Genomic DNA, 18,864 nt, shown 5'->3' on the forward strand with positions numbered 1-18,864 from the left:
ACGAGACGTACCCAGATAGTTGATACGAGGAGTCGGCGTGGAGCGCACCCTGTTCGAACCGGAGCACGAACTGTTCCGGGAGTCGTACCGCAAGTTTCTCGCACAGCACGCCGAGCCGAACCACGCCAAGTGGGAAGAGCAGAACATCGTCGACCGCAGCCTGTGGGTCGAGGCCGGCAAGCAGGGCTTCCTCGGCATGGCCGTACCGGAGGAATTCGGCGGCGGCGGCGTGCGCGACTTCCGGTACAACGCGATAATCACCGAGGAGACCACCCGCGGCGGGTACAGCGGCATCGGCTTCACCTTGCACAATGACGTCGTCGCGCCGTACCTGCTCGAACTGAGCAACGCGGAGCAGAAGCAGCGTTGGCTGCCCGGCTTCGCGTCGGGCGAGCTGATCACCGCCATCGCGATGACCGAACCGGGCACCGGCAGCGACCTGCAGGGCATCAAGACGCGCGCCGTGCGCGACGGCGACGACTGGGTCCTCAACGGTTCCAAGACGTTCATCACCAACGGCATCAACGCCGACCTCGTGATCGTCGTCGCGTGTACCGATCCCGACAAGGGGGCGCAGGGATTCAGCCTCCTGGTCGTCGAACGGGACATGCCGGGCTTCGAACGCGGCCGCAATCTCGACAAGATCGGGATGAAGGCGCAGGACACCGCGGAGCTCAGCTTCGCCGACGTCCGCGTTCCCGCCGCCAACCTCCTCGGTGAGGAGGGGATGGGCTTCCTCTACCTGATGAAGAACCTTCCCCAGGAGCGGCTGTCGATCGCCGTGGTGGCCGCGGCCGCAATGGAATCGGCACTCGACATGACGATCCAGTACTGCCGCGACCGGAAGGCGTTCGGCAAGTCGATCGGCAGCTTCCAGAACACCCGCTTCGTGCTCGCCGAACTCGCCACCGAGGCAACGGCCGTCCGAGTGCTCGTCGACAAGTTCATCGAACTGCTCAACGACGAGAAGCTGTCGGTGCAGGAAGCGGCGATGGCCAAGTGGTGGACCACCGAGGCGCAGGTCCGGCTGATCGACCGGTGCCTGCAGCTGCACGGCGGCTACGGATACATGAAGGAGTACCCGATTGCCAAGGCCTACATGGATTCTCGTGTCCAGACCATCTACGGCGGTACCACCGAGATCATGAAGGAAATCATCGGTCGCGGCCTCAATCTCTGACGAGGCGCGACCTGCGTATCCGGGGTGGATGCGAGAAGGCCCCACGGCAATCGCCGTGGGGCCTCCTCGTGTCTCCGCGCGGCGGTGACTAGATCTTGCGCATGACCGTGACGACCTTGCCCAGAATGACCGCGTCGTTGCCGGGGATCGGATCGAACAGCGGATTGTGCGGCATCAGCCACACCTCGTTCTCGGTGCGTTTGAACGTCTTGACGGTTGCTTCGCCGTCGATCATCGCTGCCACGATGTCTCCGTTCTCCGCCACGTTCTGCTGACGGACCACTACCCAGTCGCCGTCGCAGATCGCGGCATCGATCATCGATTCGCCGACGACCTTGAGCAGGAACAGTGAGCCCTGGCCCACCAGTTCGCGGGGGAGCGGGAACACGTCCTCGACTGCTTCCTCGGCGAGGATCGGGCCACCGGCCGCGATCCGGCCGAGGACCGGGACGAACGTGGGTTCCGGCAGGGGTGCGCCGTCGGCGCCGGACTTGACCGCGGCCAACCCGACTGCGGCGCTCGCGTTCGCCGCGGCTCCCGCCGCCACCTCGTCGAGGCCGCGCACGTCCACGGCGCGGGGACGATTGGGATCCCGGCGGAGGAAGCCCTTCCGCTCCAGCGTGCGCAGTTGATGAGCGACGGACGACGTGGAGGTGAGCCCCACGGCGTCGCCGATCTCGCGGATGCTCGGCGGATATCCGCGCTCGTTGACGGACGTGCGAATCACCTCGAGGACACGGCGCTGCCGGTCGGTCAACCCGGCGGCGGAGCCACCGCTCACACGTGGAGTCGAACCGTCGGTCGAGCTGTCGTCCTTCATGGCGAGGTGCCTCCGTCTGTATGTGGATCTTCTCGGTATGGGTCGCATGTGACTGCTGTGCCGCGTGACACGAATCTATCCCGCTTTCCTCGGAGTTTCAAACATCTGTTCGACACGTGTCGCGAGAAGTAGAGACATTGTCGGAGTGCCGTGGTAGAAATCGAACATGTGTTCTTTCGAACGCGTGATCGAACGACCGGAGCGATCAGACACCGACCGGGTCGGTAGCGGATACGACAACGGATCTGACGACAACGGATCTGACAACGGATACGAGCAGCGGAGGTACCGATGAGCAACGCAGTTCTCCATCGGCAGGCAGTGCTGAACCGGCAGGCCCTGGAACGGGGTGTCGTCCGGTCCGGGGCCGCACGGTCGTACCGGACCGAGCCGCGCCGCCGGCGCACCGACGGCGAGCTGCGGCGCCCGTCGTCCGGCGCCGTCGCGTACCGGCCCACCCACACCGGTGTCTCCCGTGCCGATCACGCGCGCGGGGCAAACGACGTCGGCTGGCGGATGGTGCTCGCGAGTGTCGTGATCACGGCGGGTGTGTTGTGCGGGCTCGTCGGGGTGGCTCAGCTGGCCACGACCGACGGTGTGAGCAATTCGGCGGCCACGGAGGTCGTGCAGGTGCAGCAGGGGGAGAGCCTGGCAGCGCTCGCGGCGCGGATCTCCCCGGAATTGCCGGTGGCACAGGTGGTCGAGCGGATCATGGAGCTGAACGCCATGTCCAATTCGGCGCTCCACCCGGGCCAGAGTCTGATCGTCCCGTCGTCCTCTACCCGGTGACGGGGGTGGCTCTGCATGTCTGTCCCCCAGGGCGGCCGAGTAGTCTCGGATGCTGTCAGTCCCACCACTTCGTGTGGTCGCGTCGAGATCGTGCATCCGCTGCGTGAATCCGTTTTCGTCGGTTCGCCATCGGGGGAGGCGAACAGTTGCGGCCACGACGGCTACGACGAAGGAATCGCCATGCACTGCCCGTTCTGCCGGCACCCCGATTCACGTGTGGTCGATTCGCGAGAAGCCGACGAAGGACAGGCCATCCGTCGCCGCCGCTCGTGCCCCGAGTGTGGTCGCCGATTCACCACCGTCGAGACGGCCGTGCTGTCGGTGGTCAAGCGCAGTGGTGTCACCGAACCGTTCAGCCGGGAGAAGGTGGTACGGGGAGTGCGCCGCGCCTGCCAGGGCCGGCAGGTAGACAACGACGCCCTGAATCTTCTTGCCCAGCAGGTCGAGGACGCGGTCCGGGCGTCGGGTTCTGCGGAGATCCCGAGCAACGAGGTCGGCCTCGCCATTCTCGGTCCGCTTCGTGATCTCGACGAGGTGGCGTACCTGCGCTTCGCGTCCGTGTACCGGTCTTTCAGCTCCGCCGAGGACTTCGCCCGCGAGATCAAAGAGCTACGCGAACACCGCGAATCCCGAGACGACGCCTGAGCCGAGGCGTCACCGCACCTTCTCCATGGCCTTGCGCGTCAGCGCACCTTCTCCATGGCACTGATCACGCGCTTCTCCGACACGGGGATCGGTGTCCCGAGTGTTTGAGCGAACAGGCTGACGCGCAGTTCCTCGATCATCCAGTGGATGGCGTCGACTTCGGGTGTGTGCTGTCGTTCTTCCGGCAGGCCCGCAAGCATGCGTTCGTATCCGGCGTACACCCGGTCGAGGACGTCCATCCCCTTCTGGTCGCGCGGTGCGCTCCCGGGAAGAGCTTCGAGACGTGCCGCCGCGGCGGCGAGGTAGCGGGGCAGTTCACGGAGGCGAGTGGCACCGATGTCGGCGACGAATCCGGGAAACAGCAGCGACTGCCGCTGTTCGCGCACGTCGTCGGCGGCCTCACCGGTCGCGCGTTCCAGCACGACGGCGAGCCGATGGTCGGCTTCGAGCACCGGCGACACCAGTCGTAGGAGCACCGCCACGTTCCGGGCCATCTCGGCGCGCGCCGTCGCCACGAGGGCATCGAACTCCTGCGGGGTGCGCACCGGCGTGCCGTGTGCGGCGATCAACTGGTTCGCGGCGGCGTTGCGGCAGTCGTCGATCAGGGCGTCGAGGCTGCCGTCGGGGTTCTGCCCGAGCGCAAGTCGCTGTGCGTTGCTCAGGCCCGATGTGACCGTCTTCGCCTGGGTGGGAACGGCGGCGAGCAGCAGCCGGCGCGTTCCGGCGCGCATTGCGGATCTTTGCGCCGCCGCGGTGCTGAGCACGCGGACGGCGACACCGTCACCCTCCGGGACCAGGGCGGGGTAGCCGGTGACCTTCTGGCCGCCCAGTTCGCGTGTCACGGTGGCCTCGAGCGAACCGAGGGTGGCAGGGGTCCACGTGAGTGCGGGCGGCCGCTCCGAATTCGACGCCGCCTTCGCCACCTCCACCTGGACGCGGGGAGCGAGCGACTTGCGCAGCGACACGAGATCCTTGTCCCGGCCGAGGACGGCACCTTTCTCGTCCACGGCAGCGAACGTCATGCGCAGATGGTCGGGGAGCGCGGTGACGTCGAAGTCCTTGGGATCGATGCGACAGGCGCCGAGCCGCGACAACTCGCGGGCCATCGCCGTGGTGAGCGGTTCGGAGCGGGGTTTCACGGCGGAAAGCGCGGCGGCCGCGAAGTCCGGTGCCGGAACCACTTGTCGGCGAAGGGTCTTCGGGAGCGTCTTGATCAGGGCGGTGACCAGTTCGACGCGCATGCCGGGGACCAGCCAGTCGAAGCCGACCGGGCGCAGGCCCGCCAGCAGCGCGATCGGGATGCGGGCGGTGACGCCGTCGTCCTCGGTGCCGGGCTCGAACTGGTACGTGAGGGGGAACTGCATGTCGCCCTGACGCCAGGCGTCGGGGTACTCGCCGCCGAGTACTGCTGCGGACTCGGCGTTGACGACCGTCGCCTGGGTGAACGTGAGCAGGTCGGGGTTCTTGCGGCGGGCGACCTTCCACCAGGAGTCGAAATGCCGGGCGGAGACCGCTTCCGGGCCGACACGCTGGTCGTAGAAGTCGTAGAGGGTGTCGTCGTCCACGAGGATGTCGCGCCTGCGGGCGCGGTTCTCGAGTTCCTCGACGTCTTCGAGGAGTGCGCGGTTGGCGTGGAAGAACTTGTGCTGCGTCTGCCACTCGCCCTGCACCAGAGCGTGGCGGATGAACAGGTCCCGGGACGTCTCGGGGTCGATGGTGCTGTAGGTGACCGCACGCCGGGCGACGAGCGGGATCCCGTACAGCGTCACGCGTTCGTAGGCCATGGCGGCGCCGCGCTTCGACGACCAGTGCGGCTCGGAGAAGGTGCGTTTCACGAGGTGCGGCGCCAGATTCTCCGCCCACTCGGGTTCGATCCTGGCCGACATGCGTGCCCACAGCCGGGACGTCTCGACCAGTTCGGCGGCCATGACCCATCGCGGGGGCTTCTTGAACAGGCTCGAGCCGGGGAAGACCGCGAATCGGCTTCCGCGGGCCCCGAGGAAGTCTCGCTTGTCACCCTCGCGGAGTCCGATGTGCGACAGCAGTCCCGCGAGGAGGGACTGGTGGATCGCCGCCTCGCCGGCCGGGGTATCGGTGGTGTCCCAGCCCAGCCCACGGGTGATCTGCCGGAGCTGGCCGTGCAGGTCCTGCCATTCGCGGATGCGCAGCCAGTGCAGGAACTCGTTTCGGCACATCTTGCGGAACTGGTTGGACGACAAGTCGTTCCGCTGCTCGCGCAGGTATTTCCACAGTTCGAGGAAGGCGAGGAAGTCGGAGTTCTCCACGGTGAACCGGGCGTGCTTCTCGTCCGCTGCCTGCTGGAATTCGGCGGGACGTTCCCGCACGTCCTGGATCGAGAGGGCCGAGACGATGACCAGCACCTCGGACAGGCAGCCGTTCCGGTGTGCCTCGACGAGCATCCGGGCCATGCGCGGATCGACGGGGATCTGCGCGAGTTCGCGTCCGACCGCGGTGAGGACGGGTTGCTCGTTCTGGGCTTTCCGTTCGATCGCCCCGAGTTCCTCGAGCAGGCCGATGCCGTCGCGGACGGCCCGTGGGTCGGGTGGCTGGACGAACGGGAACGCGGCGATGTCGCCGAGGCCGAGCGCCGTCATCTGCAGGATGACGGACGCGAGGTTGGTGCGCAGGATCTCCGGTTCGGTGAACGCGGGCCGCGCCTCGAAGTCCTCTTCCGAGTAGAGGCGGATGCAGATGCCCTCGGCCACACGGCCGCAACGCCCGGAACGCTGGCGGGCGGACGCTTGCGAGATCGGTTCGATGGGGAGGCGCTGCACCTTGGTGCGCACCGAGTAGCGGGAGATGCGGGCGGTTCCCGGGTCCACGACGTACCGGATGCCGGGCACGGTGAGGGAGGTTTCCGCGACGTTCGTCGACAGCACGACCCTCCGCCCGGTGTGGGGCGTGAACACCTTGTGCTGTTCGGCCGCCGACAGCCGGGCGTACAGGGGCACGATCTCGGTGCCGCGCAGTCTGCGGTCGCGGAGCGCGTCGGCGGTGTCGCGGATCTCCCGTTCGCCAGAGAGGAAGACCAGGATGTCGCCGTCGCCCTCGCCGGACAATTCCTCGACCGCCTCGCACACCGCGTCGACGGGGTCGCGGTCGAAGGTCTGGTCGCCCACTTCCACGGTGAGTGGGCGGTAACGCATCTCGACGGGGAAGGTGCGTCCGGACACCTCGACGATCGGTGCGGGCACCCCGTCGTCGGTGGCGAAGTGCTGCGCGAAGCGTTCCGGATCGATGGTGGCCGAGGTGATGATCACTTTCAGATCGGGCCGGCGGGGGAGTAGCTGTCGCAGGTATCCGAGGATGAAGTCGATGTTGAGGCTGCGTTCGTGGGCCTCGTCGATGATGAGCGTGTCGTACCGGCGCAGCATCCGGTCGCGCTGGATCTCGGCGAGCAGGATTCCGTCGGTCATCAGTTTCACCAGCGTGCCGTCCGACACCTGGTCGGTGAATCGCACGGTGTAGCCGACGGTCTCACCGAGTTCGCTGCGGAGTTCCTCGGCGATGCGTTCGGCAACCGTCCGCGCCGCGAGACGGCGGGGCTGGGTGTGTCCGATGAGGCCGCGGACGCCGCGGCCGAGTTCGAGGCAGATTTTCGGGATCTGCGTCGTCTTGCCCGAGCCCGTCTCGCCGGCGACGATGACGACCTGGTTCTCGGCGATCGCCTTCGCGATGTCGTCGCGGCGCTGGCTGACGGGTAGCGCGTCGGGGTAGTCGATGACAGGGACGCTGTCGAGTCTTCGTGCGATGCGTCCGCGCGCGGCGGCGATCTCGTCGGACAGGGACGCGAGTGCGTCGGGTGTGCGCGCACGGTCGAGTCGCCGGCGGAGCCGGTGTTCGTCGCGCAGAGTGAGTTCGCCGAGGCTGTTTTTCAGTTCCCGCCGGCTGGGTGCTGTGGTGGACATGCTGGACCCCAGCCTAGCCAACCCGGTTGATCACCCTGTGCCGCGCCCGCCCGTGTGCGAATATCGGCGGATGGGCGCTGCCGTCGTCACGGACCTGCGAGGTCAGAGGATCGTTCGGGTTCTGCGGGCGGTCTTCGCCGTCTACGGTCTGATCGCGTTGCTGTGGATTCCCCTCCGCAGCGCCGGCAGCGACGACTTCTCCCTGGCCAACTACCTCAGCTACTTCACCATCGAGAGCAACATCCTCGCCGCCGTCGTCCTGCTCGTCGGCGCGATCCGGGATCCGCAGTCGCGGGGCTGGCAGCTGTTCCGCGGCGCGACCACGCTGTACATGGTCATCACCGGAATTGTGTACGCGGTGCTGCTGGCGAACATCGACGTCATGCTGCAGGACGCCTGGATCAACACGGCCCTGCACCGTCTGCTGCCGCTCGTGCTGCTGCTCGACTGGGTGGTGGCCCCGTCCCGGGTGCGGATCTCCGAGGCGCAGAGCCTCGGCTGGCTGGTCTTTCCGGCCGTGTATGGCGCCTATTCCCTGATCCGGGGTCCGATCGTCGACTGGTACCCGTATCCGTTCCTGGACCCCCGACAGCAGGGGTACCTCCAGCTCGCCGTCACGGCGGTCGTGTTGTTGCTGGCAATGGCGTTGATGGCGCTCGCCGTGAACGCGGTGGGACGTCTCGGTGCGCGCCGGCGGTACGGCGAGGACCGGTAGCGGCGAAGCTGCGCGCAGACGATTCGCGCACCGCGCTATCCTCCACACGACAGGCGTCCGCGCGATCATCCGTGACTTCGGCAACGGCTGGGAGACTATGTTCGACGAGTTCGCAGGCGAGAACTTCGACCTGCTCGGCCGCGACCGCGGCAGTGTCGTCGCCGCCGACGACGGTGTGCCCCTCGCGGTGCGCGAGGTGGGTCCGGCGTTCGCCCCCTTGACGGTGGTGTTCGTCCACGGCTTCTGCAACCGGATGACCGGCTGGCACTTCCAGCGGGTTCAGCTTGAGGAGGCGTGGGGCTCGACGATTCGCATGGTGTTCTTCGACCTGCGGGGGCACGGCGACTCCGGGGTGCCGCGGCGCGCCACCTGCACCATTCCGCATCTCGCACAGGACGTCGACGCCGTGATCCGTGCGCTCGTGCCGGAGGGGCCGATCGTGCTGGTAGGCCATTCGATGGGCGGTATGGCGGTCCTGTCGTACGTCGGGCAGCATCCCGATCTGATCGGGTCCCGCGTCGTCGGGGTGGGCCTGATCGCCACCGCGGCGGAGAAGCTGGGTGACGTGGGGCTCGCGCGGACCCTCAACACGCCGGTGGTTGCCGGATTCAGCACCGCGGCCCGGCACCTGCCCCGGGTCGTCCAGAGCGGTCGCGGCGCGAGCAAGAGGGTGCTGGCGCCGATCCTGAGGTCGGCGTCGTTCGGTGACCGCAGCATCAGCCCGGCGATCATGTGGCACTCCGAGCAGATGATCAACGACACGTCCCTCAAGACCCTCGTCGACTTCCTGCCGTCGTTCAAGAATCACGACGAGACGGCGGCGGTGCCGTTGCTCGCACCCATCGAGACGCTGGTGGTGTGCGGCGATCGCGACCTCCTGACCCCCTTCCGGTACTCGAAGGCGATCGCCGGGCATCTGCCCGACGCGGAACTGGTGAAGGTCCCCGGTGCGGGGCACATGGTGCAGTTGGAGCGCGCAGAACTCGTCTCGGACGCGATCGATCGTCTCCTGACCCGTTCGGTCGAAACCCTGCCCACGCCGAGTGCCTGGAGTGAGTGGGTCCGGGTGGCGACGGATTACGTGGACCACGCACGGCACTGGGTCGCCCACGGCGGGCCCGCCGCCTGGTGGCGAGGGCTACGTGGTCGTCCCGTCGTCGGCCCCACGTTCCGGTAGCACGCAGAATTCGTTGCCCTCGGGGTCTGCGAGGACCACCCAGGGAACGTTCGGGTCGTCGCTCAGCCGGCGTGCGCCGAGCGAGAGGAGCCGCCGGACCTCCTCGTCGCGGGTACCGGACGACGGCGCGATGTCGAGGTGCAGGCGGTTTTTCTCGGACTTCGGGTCGTCGACGGGCTGGAACACCAGTGACGGGGACCCCGGTGCGTTCGCTTCGACGTACTCGAGCCCGTACGAGTCCTTCCATCGGCGGGTCGACGGATAGCCCAGGGCGTCGCACCAGAATCGTGACAGTGTTTCCGCGTCACGACAGTCGACGGCGATGGCGATGATTCGGCTGGTCATGGGCTGCGGATACCCGCGCGACGCTGGTCGCACACTGTCGCGGGAACGGCTCGGGCGCGCCTCCGTGGCGTGTCTGTAACCGGCAAACGCGCGACAACACGTGCCACTCGGGCCACAATGGGTGAACGCGAAACCGGCCCGAGGAGACGGGATCACATGGCATCTGCGAGTTCGTCAGCCGAGCAGGAAACCCTCCCACCAGGTGTTCTCCGTCGCGCGATCGCGGCGTCGGCGATGGGTAACGCCACCGAATGGTTCGACTACGGTGTCTACGCGTTCACCGTGTCGTACATCTCGGCAGCGTTCTTTCCAGGCGACACCGGTTCGGCCACCCTGTACGCCCTGCTCGTGTTCGCGGTGTCGTTCGTCGTGCGACCGCTCGGCGGCCTCGTGTGGGGTCCGCTGGGTGACCGGCTCGGACGCCGCCAGGTTCTGGCACTGACGATCATCCTGATGGCGGGTGCGACGTTCTGCGTGGGCCTCGTGCCGGGATACGACGTCATCGGTTTCTGGGCGCCCCTGCTGCTGGTGCTGCTGCGCATGATCCAGGGCTTCTCGACGGGCGGCGAATACGGCGGCGCGGCAACGTTCATGGCCGAGTACTCGCCGGACCGCAGGCGCGGTTTCTGCGGAAGTTTCCTCGAGTTCGGCACGCTCGGCGGGTATGCGCTGGGTGCGATCGTGGTCCTGGCGGTGGAGTTGTTCTCCAGCGATCCGTTCATGTCCACCTGGGGCTGGCGTATCCCGTTCCTGATCGCCGGACCGATGGGTCTGATCGGCCTCTACCTGCGGACCAAGCTCGAGGAGACCCCCGTGTTCCGGGAACTGGACGCGGAGGGCGAGGTGGAGTCGACGCCGACCCACGAGTTCAAGGATCTGGTGACCGAGTACTGGAAGCCGTTGCTGCTGCTCGGAGGCCTCGTCATCGCGTTGAACGTCACCAATTACACCCTGCTCAGTTACATGCCGACATATCTGGAGACACAGATCGGTCTGACGTCCACCGCGTCGCTGTCCCTGTTCATCGTCGGGCAGCTCGTGATGATGGCAGTCATTCCGTTCGCCGGCGGGTTGTCGGACCGGGTCGGCCGCAAACCGTTGTGGTACGGCTCGCTCGTGGGATTGATCGTGCTCGCCGTCCCGATGTACCTGCTGATGCGTCAGGGTTTCGGATGGGCGATCCTCGCGTTCGCGGTACTCGGGTTGCTGTACGTCCTGCAGCTGTCCACGATTTCGGCGACGTTCCCGGCGATGTTTCCGACCCATGTGCGGTTCGCGGGTTTCGCCATCGCCTACAACGTGTCGACGTCTCTGTTCGGCGGCACCGCCCCCGCGGTCAACGAACTGCTCATCGAATGGACCGGCAACACACTCATGCCGGCGTTCTACATGATGGCCGCGTGCGCGATCGGCCTCGTCGCGCTGTACTTCGTGGCCGAGACGGCGGGCGCGTCCATCCGCGGTCGCGGGATTCCGGGAGTCGACACCGAGCCACACCCCACCGCCCTGGCGGAGAAGTGACGCGGCACGATCCTCTGTGGGGCGTCGTGGCATAGTCGCCTTCGGGCGGGGTTTCACGAAGGGATGAGCATGGCGTCGGCACTGTGGCACGGATTCGCGGACATGGGCGCGGTGGAACAGAAGGGCGCCTTCGTGGTGTCCCGCGGCGAGGGCGCCTACATCTGGGACGATCGCGGCAACCGATACCTGGATGCGACAGCAGGTCTGTGGTTCACCAACGTGGGGCACGGCCGTGCGGAGATCGCGGACGCCGTCGCGCAGCAGTTGCGGACCGTGGCCCATTTCTCGAACTTCGGTGACTTCGTCCCCGAGACGACCGCGGCCCTGGCCGATCGTCTCGCGACCATTGCGCCGGTGCCCGGCAGCAAGATCTTCCTCACGTCCGGTGGTTCGGATTCCGTGGACACGGCGGCCAAGCTCGCCCGCCGCTACTGGCACGAGATGGGCAAGCCGTCCAAGACGATCGTGGTCGGCCGCCAGAAGGCCTATCACGGGATGCATGTGGCGGGCACCGCGCTGGCGGGAATCCCCGCCAACCGCGAGGGCTACGGCGAGTTGATGGCCGACGCCGCCACGGTCGCCTGGAACGACGCCAAGAGCCTGCTCGAACTGATCGAGAAGATCGGCGCCGACACGATCGCCGCGTTCTTCTGCGAGCCCGTCATCGGCGCGGGCGGCGTATACCTGCCGCCGGAGGGCTATCTCGCGGAGGTCCGCGACATCTGCCGCGAGCACGACATCCTGTTCGTCGTCGACGAAGTGGTCACGGGATTCGGCCGCATCGGCGGCGAGTGGTTCGCGTCGACGCGATTCGACCTGCAGCCCGACATGATGACTACGGCGAAGGGCCTCACCTCCGGGTACGTCCCGATGGGTGCGGTGTTCATCGCCCCGCGCGTGGCCGAGCCGTTCTTCGCCGGCGGGGTCTGGTGGCGGCACGGCTACACCTACGGTGGGCATGCGGGTGCCGCCGCGGCGGCACTCGCCAACCTCGACATCATCGAGCGCGAGAATCTGCTGGCGGAGTCGAAGCGGCTCGAGTCGTCACTGCACGAGCACCTCGCGCCTCTCGCCGATCATCCGCGCGTCGAGGAAGTACGCAGCGGTCTCGGTGCGGTCGCGGCGGTGCAGCTGGCCGATCCGGCGGAAGCGCTCCCGTTCGTGAACACGTTGCGCGAACACGGGATCTCGGGGCGCGCGGCCGGTCAGGGTGCCATGCAGATCTCGCCGGCGTTCGTGATGACGGACGGGCAGGTCGCTCAGCTCGCGGACGGAATCCGCCGGGCCCTGGGCTGATCGGTCCCGGTGCCCCGCCTGCGGAGGCGGCGCAGGGCACCGGTGACCCGGTCCCGCCAGGTGGGCGGGGTCAGGTCGATCTCCTTCTGCCCGTCGTGCACCGCGTACGCGCGGGTGTAGCGCTCGTGGAGACGCGCCCGGACCTCGTCGGGCGTGTACGCCTTGCGGTGCCGATCCGCGCGCACAGCGACGACCCCGGTCGCGGCGACACCCACCGCACCCGCGAGTCCGAGTAGTTTCCACCATTGCCTGCCGCGCGGTCGCATCCTTCTAGGCTAGGGTCCATGGACGCGCCACGGCACACGGACGCACGACGACACGGCTCCACCATCGACCTCGACACCGCTGTCGAGGTCACGCGCACCGGCGACATCTGGATCTTCCGCGGAGAGTCTCCGGCCGACCGGGCCATTCAGACGCTGACGAACAGTCCGGTCAACCACGTCGGGATGTCGGTGGTCCTCGAGGACCTGCCGCCGCTGATGTGGCACGCCGAGCTGGGACATTCGCTGCAGGACATGTGGACGGGACGCTTTCAGCGCGGTGTGCAACTCCACGACCTGCGCGCCGCGGTCCAGGTGTGGGGTGCGCGGTACGGGCAGCGGGGATGGCTGCGTCAGCTCGCCGAGCCCGCGACGTCGCAGCAGGAGGACGCGTTGCTGCGGACGATCGCACGGCTCGACGGAACCCCGTTCCCGTCCACCGCGAAACTCGCGTCACGGTGGTTCGGCGGGCGCCTGCCCGGGACGGGGCGCCGGCAGGAGAAGTCGGGCGGCCTCGAAAGTGCCTATTGCGCCGAGGTGGTTGCGCAGACGTACGAGGAGATGGGACTGATCAGTGGGCGCAGGCGCACCAACTGGTACGACCCCGGCAAGTTCTGGAGCGGCGACAGGCTTCCCCTCGCTCCCGGCGTGACGCTGGGCCGGGAGATCGAGGTGACTCTGAGCGAAGCCGACCTCACCGCGGGGCGAGGTCGGCGGCCGTCGTCAGAGGGTGCGTGACTTCTCGGGGTGGACTCGTCCGCCGACCTCGATCCAGCCCGCGGGATCGTAGGTGGTGCGCAGTTCGGATCCCTTGCCCTGGGTGATCAGGAGGGCGTGCCGGAGGTGCGCTGTGATCCGGACGGCCGCGGCTCCGGTGGCCTCGTCCTCGGTGATGCCCATGTCCGGGGCGAACATTCGTGACCGGATCGAGTGCTCGACCTTGTCCGTCCAGGCCCACAGATAGTGGTGTCCGGCACCGAACTTCTTCGGGTCCGCAGACTGAACCTCGCGCACGCTGTTCATGGGGTACAGCGAGAACTCGGGCGCCCACTCCGGCCGGGCCCGCACCCAGGTGAAGGCGCCGGAACGGCGGGTGGCGACCGGGCCCGCGGGCACGTCGAGTGTGGTGACCGCGGCGCCGCGCTCGTGCAGCCACCAGGACAGTCCGACCGTGGGGTGTCCGGCGAAGGGCAGTTCGCTGGTGGGGGTGAAGATCTGGGCGCGCGCGTGCTCGTCGCCGGGTCCGGGCACGTCGACGAAGATCGTCTCGCTGTATCCGAGTGCGGCGGCGACCGACTGCCGGTCCTCGGGCGGGACGGCCGAGGAGTCGACGATGCCGAGCGGATTGCCGTGGCGTCCTTTGTCGTCGGTGAACACCCGGACGACGTCTACGTGGATGGGCATTGACGCACCTTATCGCTCGTCGACCTCGAGGAAGTGCCTCGACGGTGGGAGGGGTCGCCACCTGCCCCGGGTCAAGAGGCAGGGGCGATGGACGACGCTAGACTGATAGGTATGGCTGATCAGAGTTATCAACCCACGCTGTCGCAGCTGCGTGCGTTCGTGGCAGTCGCGGAGTACCGCCATTTCGGTACGGCGGCAGCGCGTTTGAGTGTGAGTCAACCCACACTTTCGCAGTCGCTCGCCGCCCTGGAGAACGGGCTCGGGGTGCAGCTCATCGAGCGCAGCACCCGACGCGTTCTCGTCACCATGGCGGGGGAGCGGCTCCTCGGTCAGGCCAAGGTCATCCTCGAGGCCGCGGACGGTTTCGTCGCGACGGCCGCGGGTGTCGGCGACCGGTTGGCCGGACCGCTGCGTATCGGGCTGATCCCCACCGTGGCCCCCTACGTGCTGCCTGCCCTGTTGCCGGCGCTGCGCGAGGAGATGCCCGCCCTCGAGCCTCAGGTCATCGAGGACCAGACGGCGCGACTCCTGGAGGCGTTGCGTGTGGGTGCGCTCGACGTCGCGGTGCTGGCGTTGCCGAGTGGTGTCAGCGGTCTCGTCGATATTCCTTTGTACACAGAAGATTTCGTGATGGTCGTCCCGGAGGGGCACGCGCTGGCGGGGCGCACCGACGTCTCGCCGCAGATGCTGGACGCGCTTCCCCTCCTGCTGCTCGACGAGGGGCACTGCCTACGCGATCAGACCCTCGATCTGTGCCGCTCGGTCGACGCGCACCCGGTGGCGGGCGACACCCGCGCCACGTCGCTGTCGACGGTGGTGCAGTGCGTCGCCGGCGGACTCGGCGTGACCCTGGTGCCGGAATCCGCCGTTCAGGTGGAGACCGGACGGGGACCGCTCGCGACCGCCCGCTTCGCGGCTCCGGCGCCCGGCCGCACGATCGGCCTCGTGTTCCGCTCGTCCAGTGCCCGTGCGGACGGCTACGGGCAACTCGCCGCCCTGCTCACGAAGACGGCGTCGGTCGCCGCGCCCGCCTGACGGTCGGAGCTACGACCGCCGTCGCGGTTTGCCCTTCTTGCCGCCCTTCGTTCCGGAGCCCGACCGGGACGTCCTGGCACCCGCGGCCGGTTTCTGGCGTGCCGTCGCCGCGGCAGGACGCTTCTTCTTCGGCTGAGCCGGCGTCGGGGTGCGGCCCCGGGAGCTGTTGACGGTCCGGCCCCGGACGATGCCGATGAACTCCTCCACCAGTTCGGTGGTCTCGTCCTCGGGCCACGACAGCGCGATCCGTGACTCCGGGCCGTCCGACACCGTCCGGTAGACGAGGTCCTTGCGGTGGTGGAGCCGGGCGAGCGACTGCGGGACGACGAGCAGCCCGATCCCGGCGGCGACCAGTTCGATCGCGTCGGCCGTCGTGGCCGGGCGGTCCTGGGCGGGCAGTCCCGGCACGCTGTCCCAGACGAGGATGTCATCGAGCGGGTGCAGCACGATCTCGTCGGCCAGATCCGCGATCGACACCTCGTCCACCGCCGCCACCACGTGGTCCTTCGGTGCCACGACCACGGGGATCTCGGTATACAGGGGGATGGCGCTGAGACCGGTCCGGTCGATCGGCAGCCGCACCAGGCCCACGTCCGCGCCGCCGCCGCGCAACTGGTCGGGTGCGTCCGCGGCCGCCACCGGCACGAGGGTGAGCGGGACGTCGGGCAGCCGTTCGTTCCAGATCCGCACCCACTTGGTGGGGGTCACGCCCGGGACATACGCGAGCCGGAACGAAGGGGATGCATCCGCGTCTGTCACCCCGTCAGGCTACCGGCCTTGGTCAACGGCACCGCACACGCTCGTTACTCTTGACACCATGACGTCGCACAAGAGCCCCCAGACTATGAAGCCCGCCACCGCGGCGAAGAAGCTGGGTGTGTACCTCGAGGCCACCCCCGCGGAGTTCCAGGAGGGTCTCGTCTCCCGCGACGAGCTGAGTGCACTGCAGAGCGACCCGCCGGAGTGGCTGCTCGAGCTGCGCCGCAGCGGCCCGCACCCGCGGCCGGTGGTCGCGGCGAAGCTGGGGGTGTCCATCGCGGGCCTCGCCCGGGGCGGCGTCACCGAGGCGCTCACCACCGAGCAGATCGACGCGCTCATGGCGGATCGTCCCGAATGGCTGCAGCAGGAACGCGCCACCCAGGCCGAGGTCCGCAAGGAGACCGTCCGCATCAAGGAGAAGAACGCGGCGCGGCGGGATCAGCCCCGCAGGCCGCGTTCCTGACCGCTACCCCTCGACGATGCTGAGCTCGTCGAAGATCACTTCGCCGGCCGCGTCGGACTCGGGAAGGTCGACGACCGCCGTCAACGCCCACCCGTGATCGCCCTGCGGGTCCTCGAGGACCTGCCGCACCCGCCACAGCTCGGGCGCGGTCTCCACCTGGAACAGCTGGGGGCCGCGTGCCGAGGGGCCGGTGCCGAGGGAGTCGTATTCGTCGAAGTACGGCTGGAGCTGGTCCTCCCACTCGTCGGCGTCGATGCCGTCGTCGAGTCCCTCCAGTTCGGCCCACCGCCGCCGCGACGCGAGTTCGATACGCCGGAACATGGCGTTGCGCACCATCACCCGGAATGCTCGCGTATTCGCCGAGATCGGGCGCGGCACATCGGCGCCGAACGCGACCTGCTGGTCGTCTCCCTCGGCGCCGGGGTCGGTGAGGGATTCCCATTCGTCGAGCAGGCTGGAATCGACCTGGCGGATCAGCTCGCCCAGCCACTCGATGAGGTCGTCCAGCTCCTCCGTCCGGGCCTCGGTCGGAACGGTCTGGCGCAGGGCTCGATACGCGTCCGCGAGATACCGCAGTACGAGCCCCTCCGAACGGGCCAGACCGTAGTGGCTGACCATTTCGGCGAACGTCATCGCCCGCTCGACCATGTCGCGCACGACCGACTTGGGCGACAGCGCGAACTCCGTGATCCACGGGTGCCCACCGCGATACATCTCGAACGCTGGGAACAGCAGGTCTGCGAGAGGCTTGGGCCAGGTGACCTCCTCGAGCAGTTCCATGCGTTCCTCGTACTCGATCCCGTCGGCCTTCATCTGCGCGACCGCCTCACCGCGGGCGAAGTGCTGCTGCGCCATGAGGACCTGCCGCGGGTCGTCGAGGGTCGACTCGATCACCGACACCACATCCAGTGCATAGGAATCGGATTCGACGTCGAGGAGTTCGAGGGCGGCCAGGGCGAACGGGGACAGTGGCTGATTGAGCGCGAAGTCCCGCTGGAGTTCCATCGTCAGCCGGGCCATGCGGCCGTCGGCGTCGGGTTCGTCGAGTCTCTGCACCACCCCGGCGTCGATCAGCCCGCGGTACAACGACAACGCCTTGAGGATGTGCTTGCGCTGTGCGGGCCGCGACTCGTGGTTGTCCTCGAGGAGGTGCCGCATGGATTCGAAGCAGTTGCCCGGTCGCGCGATCACGTTGAGCAGCATGGAGTTCGACACGGAGAACCGGGAGACAAGCGGTTCGGGTGACGCGGCGACGAGGCGATCGAACGTGGCCTCGCTCCACGACACGAAGCCGTCCGGCGCCTTCTTGCGCTGCACCTTCCGGCGCTTCTTCGGGTCGTCTCCCGCCTTGGCGAGTGCACGCAGATTCTCGACCTCGTGTTCGGGGGCCTGCACGACCACGGTGCCCAGGGTGTCGTAGCCGGCGCGTCCCGCGCGTCCCGCGATCTGGTGGAACTCGCGGGCACGGAGGTGCCGCGTGCGGGTGCCGTCGAACTTGGTCAGCCCCGTGAGGAGCACGGTGCGGATGGGCACGTTGATTCCTACACCGAGCGTGTCGGTGCCGCAGATGACCTTCAGCAGACCGTCCTGTGCCAGCTTCTCGATGAGGCGGCGGTACTTCGGCAGCATGCCCGCGTGGTGGACGCCGATACCGTGCCGGACGAGGCGCGAGAGGGTCTTGCCGAATCCGGTGGTGAACCGGAAGCCGCCGAGCGCTTCGGCGATGGCGTCCTTCTCCTCGCGCGAACAAAAGTTGACGCTGGTCAGGGCTTGCGCGCGTTCCAGGGCGGCGGCCTGGGTGAAGTGGACCACGTAGACCGGGGCCTGATTGGTGGTCACCAGTTCCTCGATCGTCTCGCTCACGGGTGTCGTGGCGTACGAGAACATGAGGGGAACGGGACGCTCGGTGCCCGCCACCACGGTGGTGGGCCGGCCGGTCCGGCGGGTGAGGTCGGACGAGAAGAAGTCGACCTCACCGAGGGTGGCCGACATGAGCAGAAACTGGGCGTGGGGGAGTTCGACCAGGGGGACCTGCCACGCCCAGCCCCGGTCGGGCTCGGAGTAGAAGTGGAACTCGTCCATCACGACCTGACCGATGTCGGAGTCGGGGCCCTCGCGCAGTGCGAGGTTCGCGACGATCTCGGCGGTCGCGCAGATGATCGGCGCCCGTGAGTTGACGGCGGCGTCGCCGGTCATCATGCCGACGTTCTCCGCGCCGAATACCTCGCACAGAGCGAAGAACTTTTCGCTGACAAGGGCTTTGATCGGGGCCGTGTAGAAGGTGCGCTTGCCGGTGGCCATGGCGTAGAAGTGGGCGCCGACCGCCACCATCGACTTGCCGGATCCGGTGGGCGTCGCCAGGATCACGTTGGCCCCGGACACCAGCTCCATCACGGATTCTTCCTGGGCGGGGTAGAGCGTCAGACCCCGTTCTTCGGTCCAGGAGGTGAAGGCGTCGAAAACGGAATCGGAATCCGCGTTCTCGGGGAGCAGGTCGGAGAGAAGCACTGCTACAGGCTAGCC

At 67.8% G+C, this 18,864-nt stretch carries 17 protein-coding genes; 10 read left to right on the plus strand and 7 right to left on the minus strand.

Annotated elements, in window-relative coordinates:
- Window positions 1-37: 37 nt before the first annotated feature.
- Window positions 38-1,180: an acyl-CoA dehydrogenase family protein gene (locus tag ACLIVD_RS15600; RefSeq protein WP_283353135.1), complete on the plus strand. Its 1,143-nt coding sequence runs from the start codon at window positions 38-40 to the stop codon at window positions 1,178-1,180.
- 88 nt (window positions 1,181-1,268) lie between these two features.
- Here ACLIVD_RS15600 and lexA read toward each other — a convergent pair whose 3' ends face one another.
- Entirely contained in the window at window positions 1,269-2,000 is a 732-nt protein-coding gene (gene lexA, locus ACLIVD_RS15605; protein WP_009480043.1) for a transcriptional repressor LexA, read from the minus strand.
- Between the two features lie 291 nt (window positions 2,001-2,291).
- Between lexA and ACLIVD_RS15610 the strand changes: the two genes are divergently transcribed.
- Together ACLIVD_RS15610 and nrdR are read left to right on the plus strand one after the other, a co-directional pair.
- Window positions 2,292-2,789: a LysM peptidoglycan-binding domain-containing protein gene (locus ACLIVD_RS15610; protein WP_283331929.1), complete on the plus strand. Its 498-nt coding sequence runs from the start codon at window positions 2,292-2,294 to the stop codon at window positions 2,787-2,789.
- 180 nt (window positions 2,790-2,969) lie between these two features.
- The gene (gene nrdR, locus ACLIVD_RS15615; RefSeq protein WP_015890458.1) at window positions 2,970-3,434 is read left to right on the plus strand and encodes a transcriptional regulator NrdR; all 465 of its coding nucleotides are present in this window, start codon (window positions 2,970-2,972) and stop codon (window positions 3,432-3,434) included.
- 38 nt (window positions 3,435-3,472) lie between these two features.
- Here nrdR and hrpA read toward each other — a convergent pair whose 3' ends face one another.
- Window positions 3,473-7,363 carry an ATP-dependent RNA helicase HrpA gene (hrpA, locus tag ACLIVD_RS15620; RefSeq protein ID WP_491932665.1) on the minus strand — a complete coding sequence of 1,297 codons (3,891 nt, stop codon included), beginning with the start codon at window positions 7,361-7,363 and terminating at the stop codon, window positions 3,473-3,475.
- A 70-nt stretch (window positions 7,364-7,433) separates the two neighbouring features.
- Between hrpA and ACLIVD_RS15625 the strand changes: the two genes are divergently transcribed.
- Both ACLIVD_RS15625 and ACLIVD_RS15630 read left to right on the plus strand, forming a co-directional pair.
- Window positions 7,434-8,078, plus strand: a complete 645-nt coding sequence (locus tag ACLIVD_RS15625) for a Pr6Pr family membrane protein (protein WP_283353137.1) — start codon at window positions 7,434-7,436, stop codon at window positions 8,076-8,078.
- Between the two features lie 97 nt (window positions 8,079-8,175).
- On the plus strand, window positions 8,176-9,255 hold the full coding sequence (locus ACLIVD_RS15630) for an alpha/beta fold hydrolase (protein WP_283331926.1): 1,080 nt from the start codon (window positions 8,176-8,178) through the stop codon (window positions 9,253-9,255).
- On the opposite strand, the gene ACLIVD_RS15635 is transcribed toward ACLIVD_RS15630, so the two are convergent.
- Window positions 9,217-9,600: a VOC family protein gene (locus tag ACLIVD_RS15635; RefSeq protein ID WP_283331925.1), complete on the minus strand. Its 384-nt coding sequence runs from the start codon at window positions 9,598-9,600 to the stop codon at window positions 9,217-9,219. The genes ACLIVD_RS15630 and ACLIVD_RS15635 overlap by 39 nt on opposite strands.
- A gap of 156 nt (window positions 9,601-9,756) precedes the next feature.
- Here ACLIVD_RS15635 and ACLIVD_RS15640 point away from each other — a divergent pair, with 156 nt between their 5' ends.
- Together ACLIVD_RS15640 and ACLIVD_RS15645 are read left to right on the plus strand one after the other, a co-directional pair.
- Entirely contained in the window at window positions 9,757-11,121 is a 1,365-nt protein-coding gene (locus tag ACLIVD_RS15640) for an MFS transporter (protein ID WP_283331924.1), read from the plus strand.
- 63 nt (window positions 11,122-11,184) lie between these two features.
- Window positions 11,185-12,417: an aminotransferase family protein gene (locus tag ACLIVD_RS15645; RefSeq protein WP_283331923.1), complete on the plus strand. Its 1,233-nt coding sequence runs from the start codon at window positions 11,185-11,187 to the stop codon at window positions 12,415-12,417.
- Here ACLIVD_RS15645 and ACLIVD_RS15650 read toward each other — a convergent pair.
- Window positions 12,381-12,683, minus strand: coding sequence for a hypothetical protein (locus tag ACLIVD_RS15650; protein WP_283331922.1), 303 nt, complete (start codon window positions 12,681-12,683; stop codon window positions 12,381-12,383). The two genes, ACLIVD_RS15645 and ACLIVD_RS15650, sit on opposite strands and share 37 nt — an antisense overlap.
- An 18-nt stretch (window positions 12,684-12,701) precedes the next feature.
- Between ACLIVD_RS15650 and ACLIVD_RS15655 the strand changes: the two genes are divergently transcribed.
- Entirely contained in the window at window positions 12,702-13,418 is a 717-nt protein-coding gene (locus tag ACLIVD_RS15655) for a hypothetical protein (RefSeq protein ID WP_283331921.1), read from the plus strand.
- Here the strand turns inward: ACLIVD_RS15655 and ACLIVD_RS15660 are convergent.
- Entirely contained in the window at window positions 13,404-14,084 is a 681-nt protein-coding gene (locus ACLIVD_RS15660) for a PhzF family phenazine biosynthesis protein (protein ID WP_283331920.1), read from the minus strand. The two genes, ACLIVD_RS15655 and ACLIVD_RS15660, sit on opposite strands and share 15 nt — an antisense overlap.
- 111 nt (window positions 14,085-14,195) lie before the next feature.
- On the opposite strand from ACLIVD_RS15660, the gene ACLIVD_RS15665 reads away from it, so the two are divergent.
- On the plus strand, window positions 14,196-15,119 hold the full coding sequence (locus tag ACLIVD_RS15665; RefSeq protein ID WP_283331919.1) for a hydrogen peroxide-inducible genes activator: 924 nt from the start codon (window positions 14,196-14,198) through the stop codon (window positions 15,117-15,119).
- A 9-nt stretch (window positions 15,120-15,128) separates the two neighbouring features.
- On the opposite strand, the gene ACLIVD_RS15670 is transcribed toward ACLIVD_RS15665, so the two are convergent.
- The gene (locus ACLIVD_RS15670; protein ID WP_283331918.1) at window positions 15,129-15,878 is read right to left on the minus strand and encodes a LysR family substrate-binding domain-containing protein; all 750 of its coding nucleotides are present in this window, start codon (window positions 15,876-15,878) and stop codon (window positions 15,129-15,131) included.
- A 58-nt stretch (window positions 15,879-15,936) separates the two neighbouring features.
- Here ACLIVD_RS15670 and ACLIVD_RS15675 point away from each other — a divergent pair, with 58 nt between their 5' ends.
- Entirely contained in the window at window positions 15,937-16,341 is a 405-nt protein-coding gene (locus ACLIVD_RS15675) for a DUF5997 family protein (protein ID WP_283331917.1), read from the plus strand.
- Window positions 16,342-16,344: 3 nt separating this feature from the next.
- Here the strand turns inward: ACLIVD_RS15675 and ACLIVD_RS15680 are convergent, their stop codons facing one another.
- Window positions 16,345-18,849 (minus strand): DEAD/DEAH box helicase, encoded by a 2,505-nt coding sequence (locus tag ACLIVD_RS15680; protein ID WP_283331916.1) that lies wholly within the window; start codon window positions 18,847-18,849, stop codon window positions 16,345-16,347.
- Between the last annotated feature and the right edge of the window lie 15 nt (window positions 18,850-18,864).

This window comes from Rhodococcus sp. G6(2025) (genome assembly GCF_058628105.1).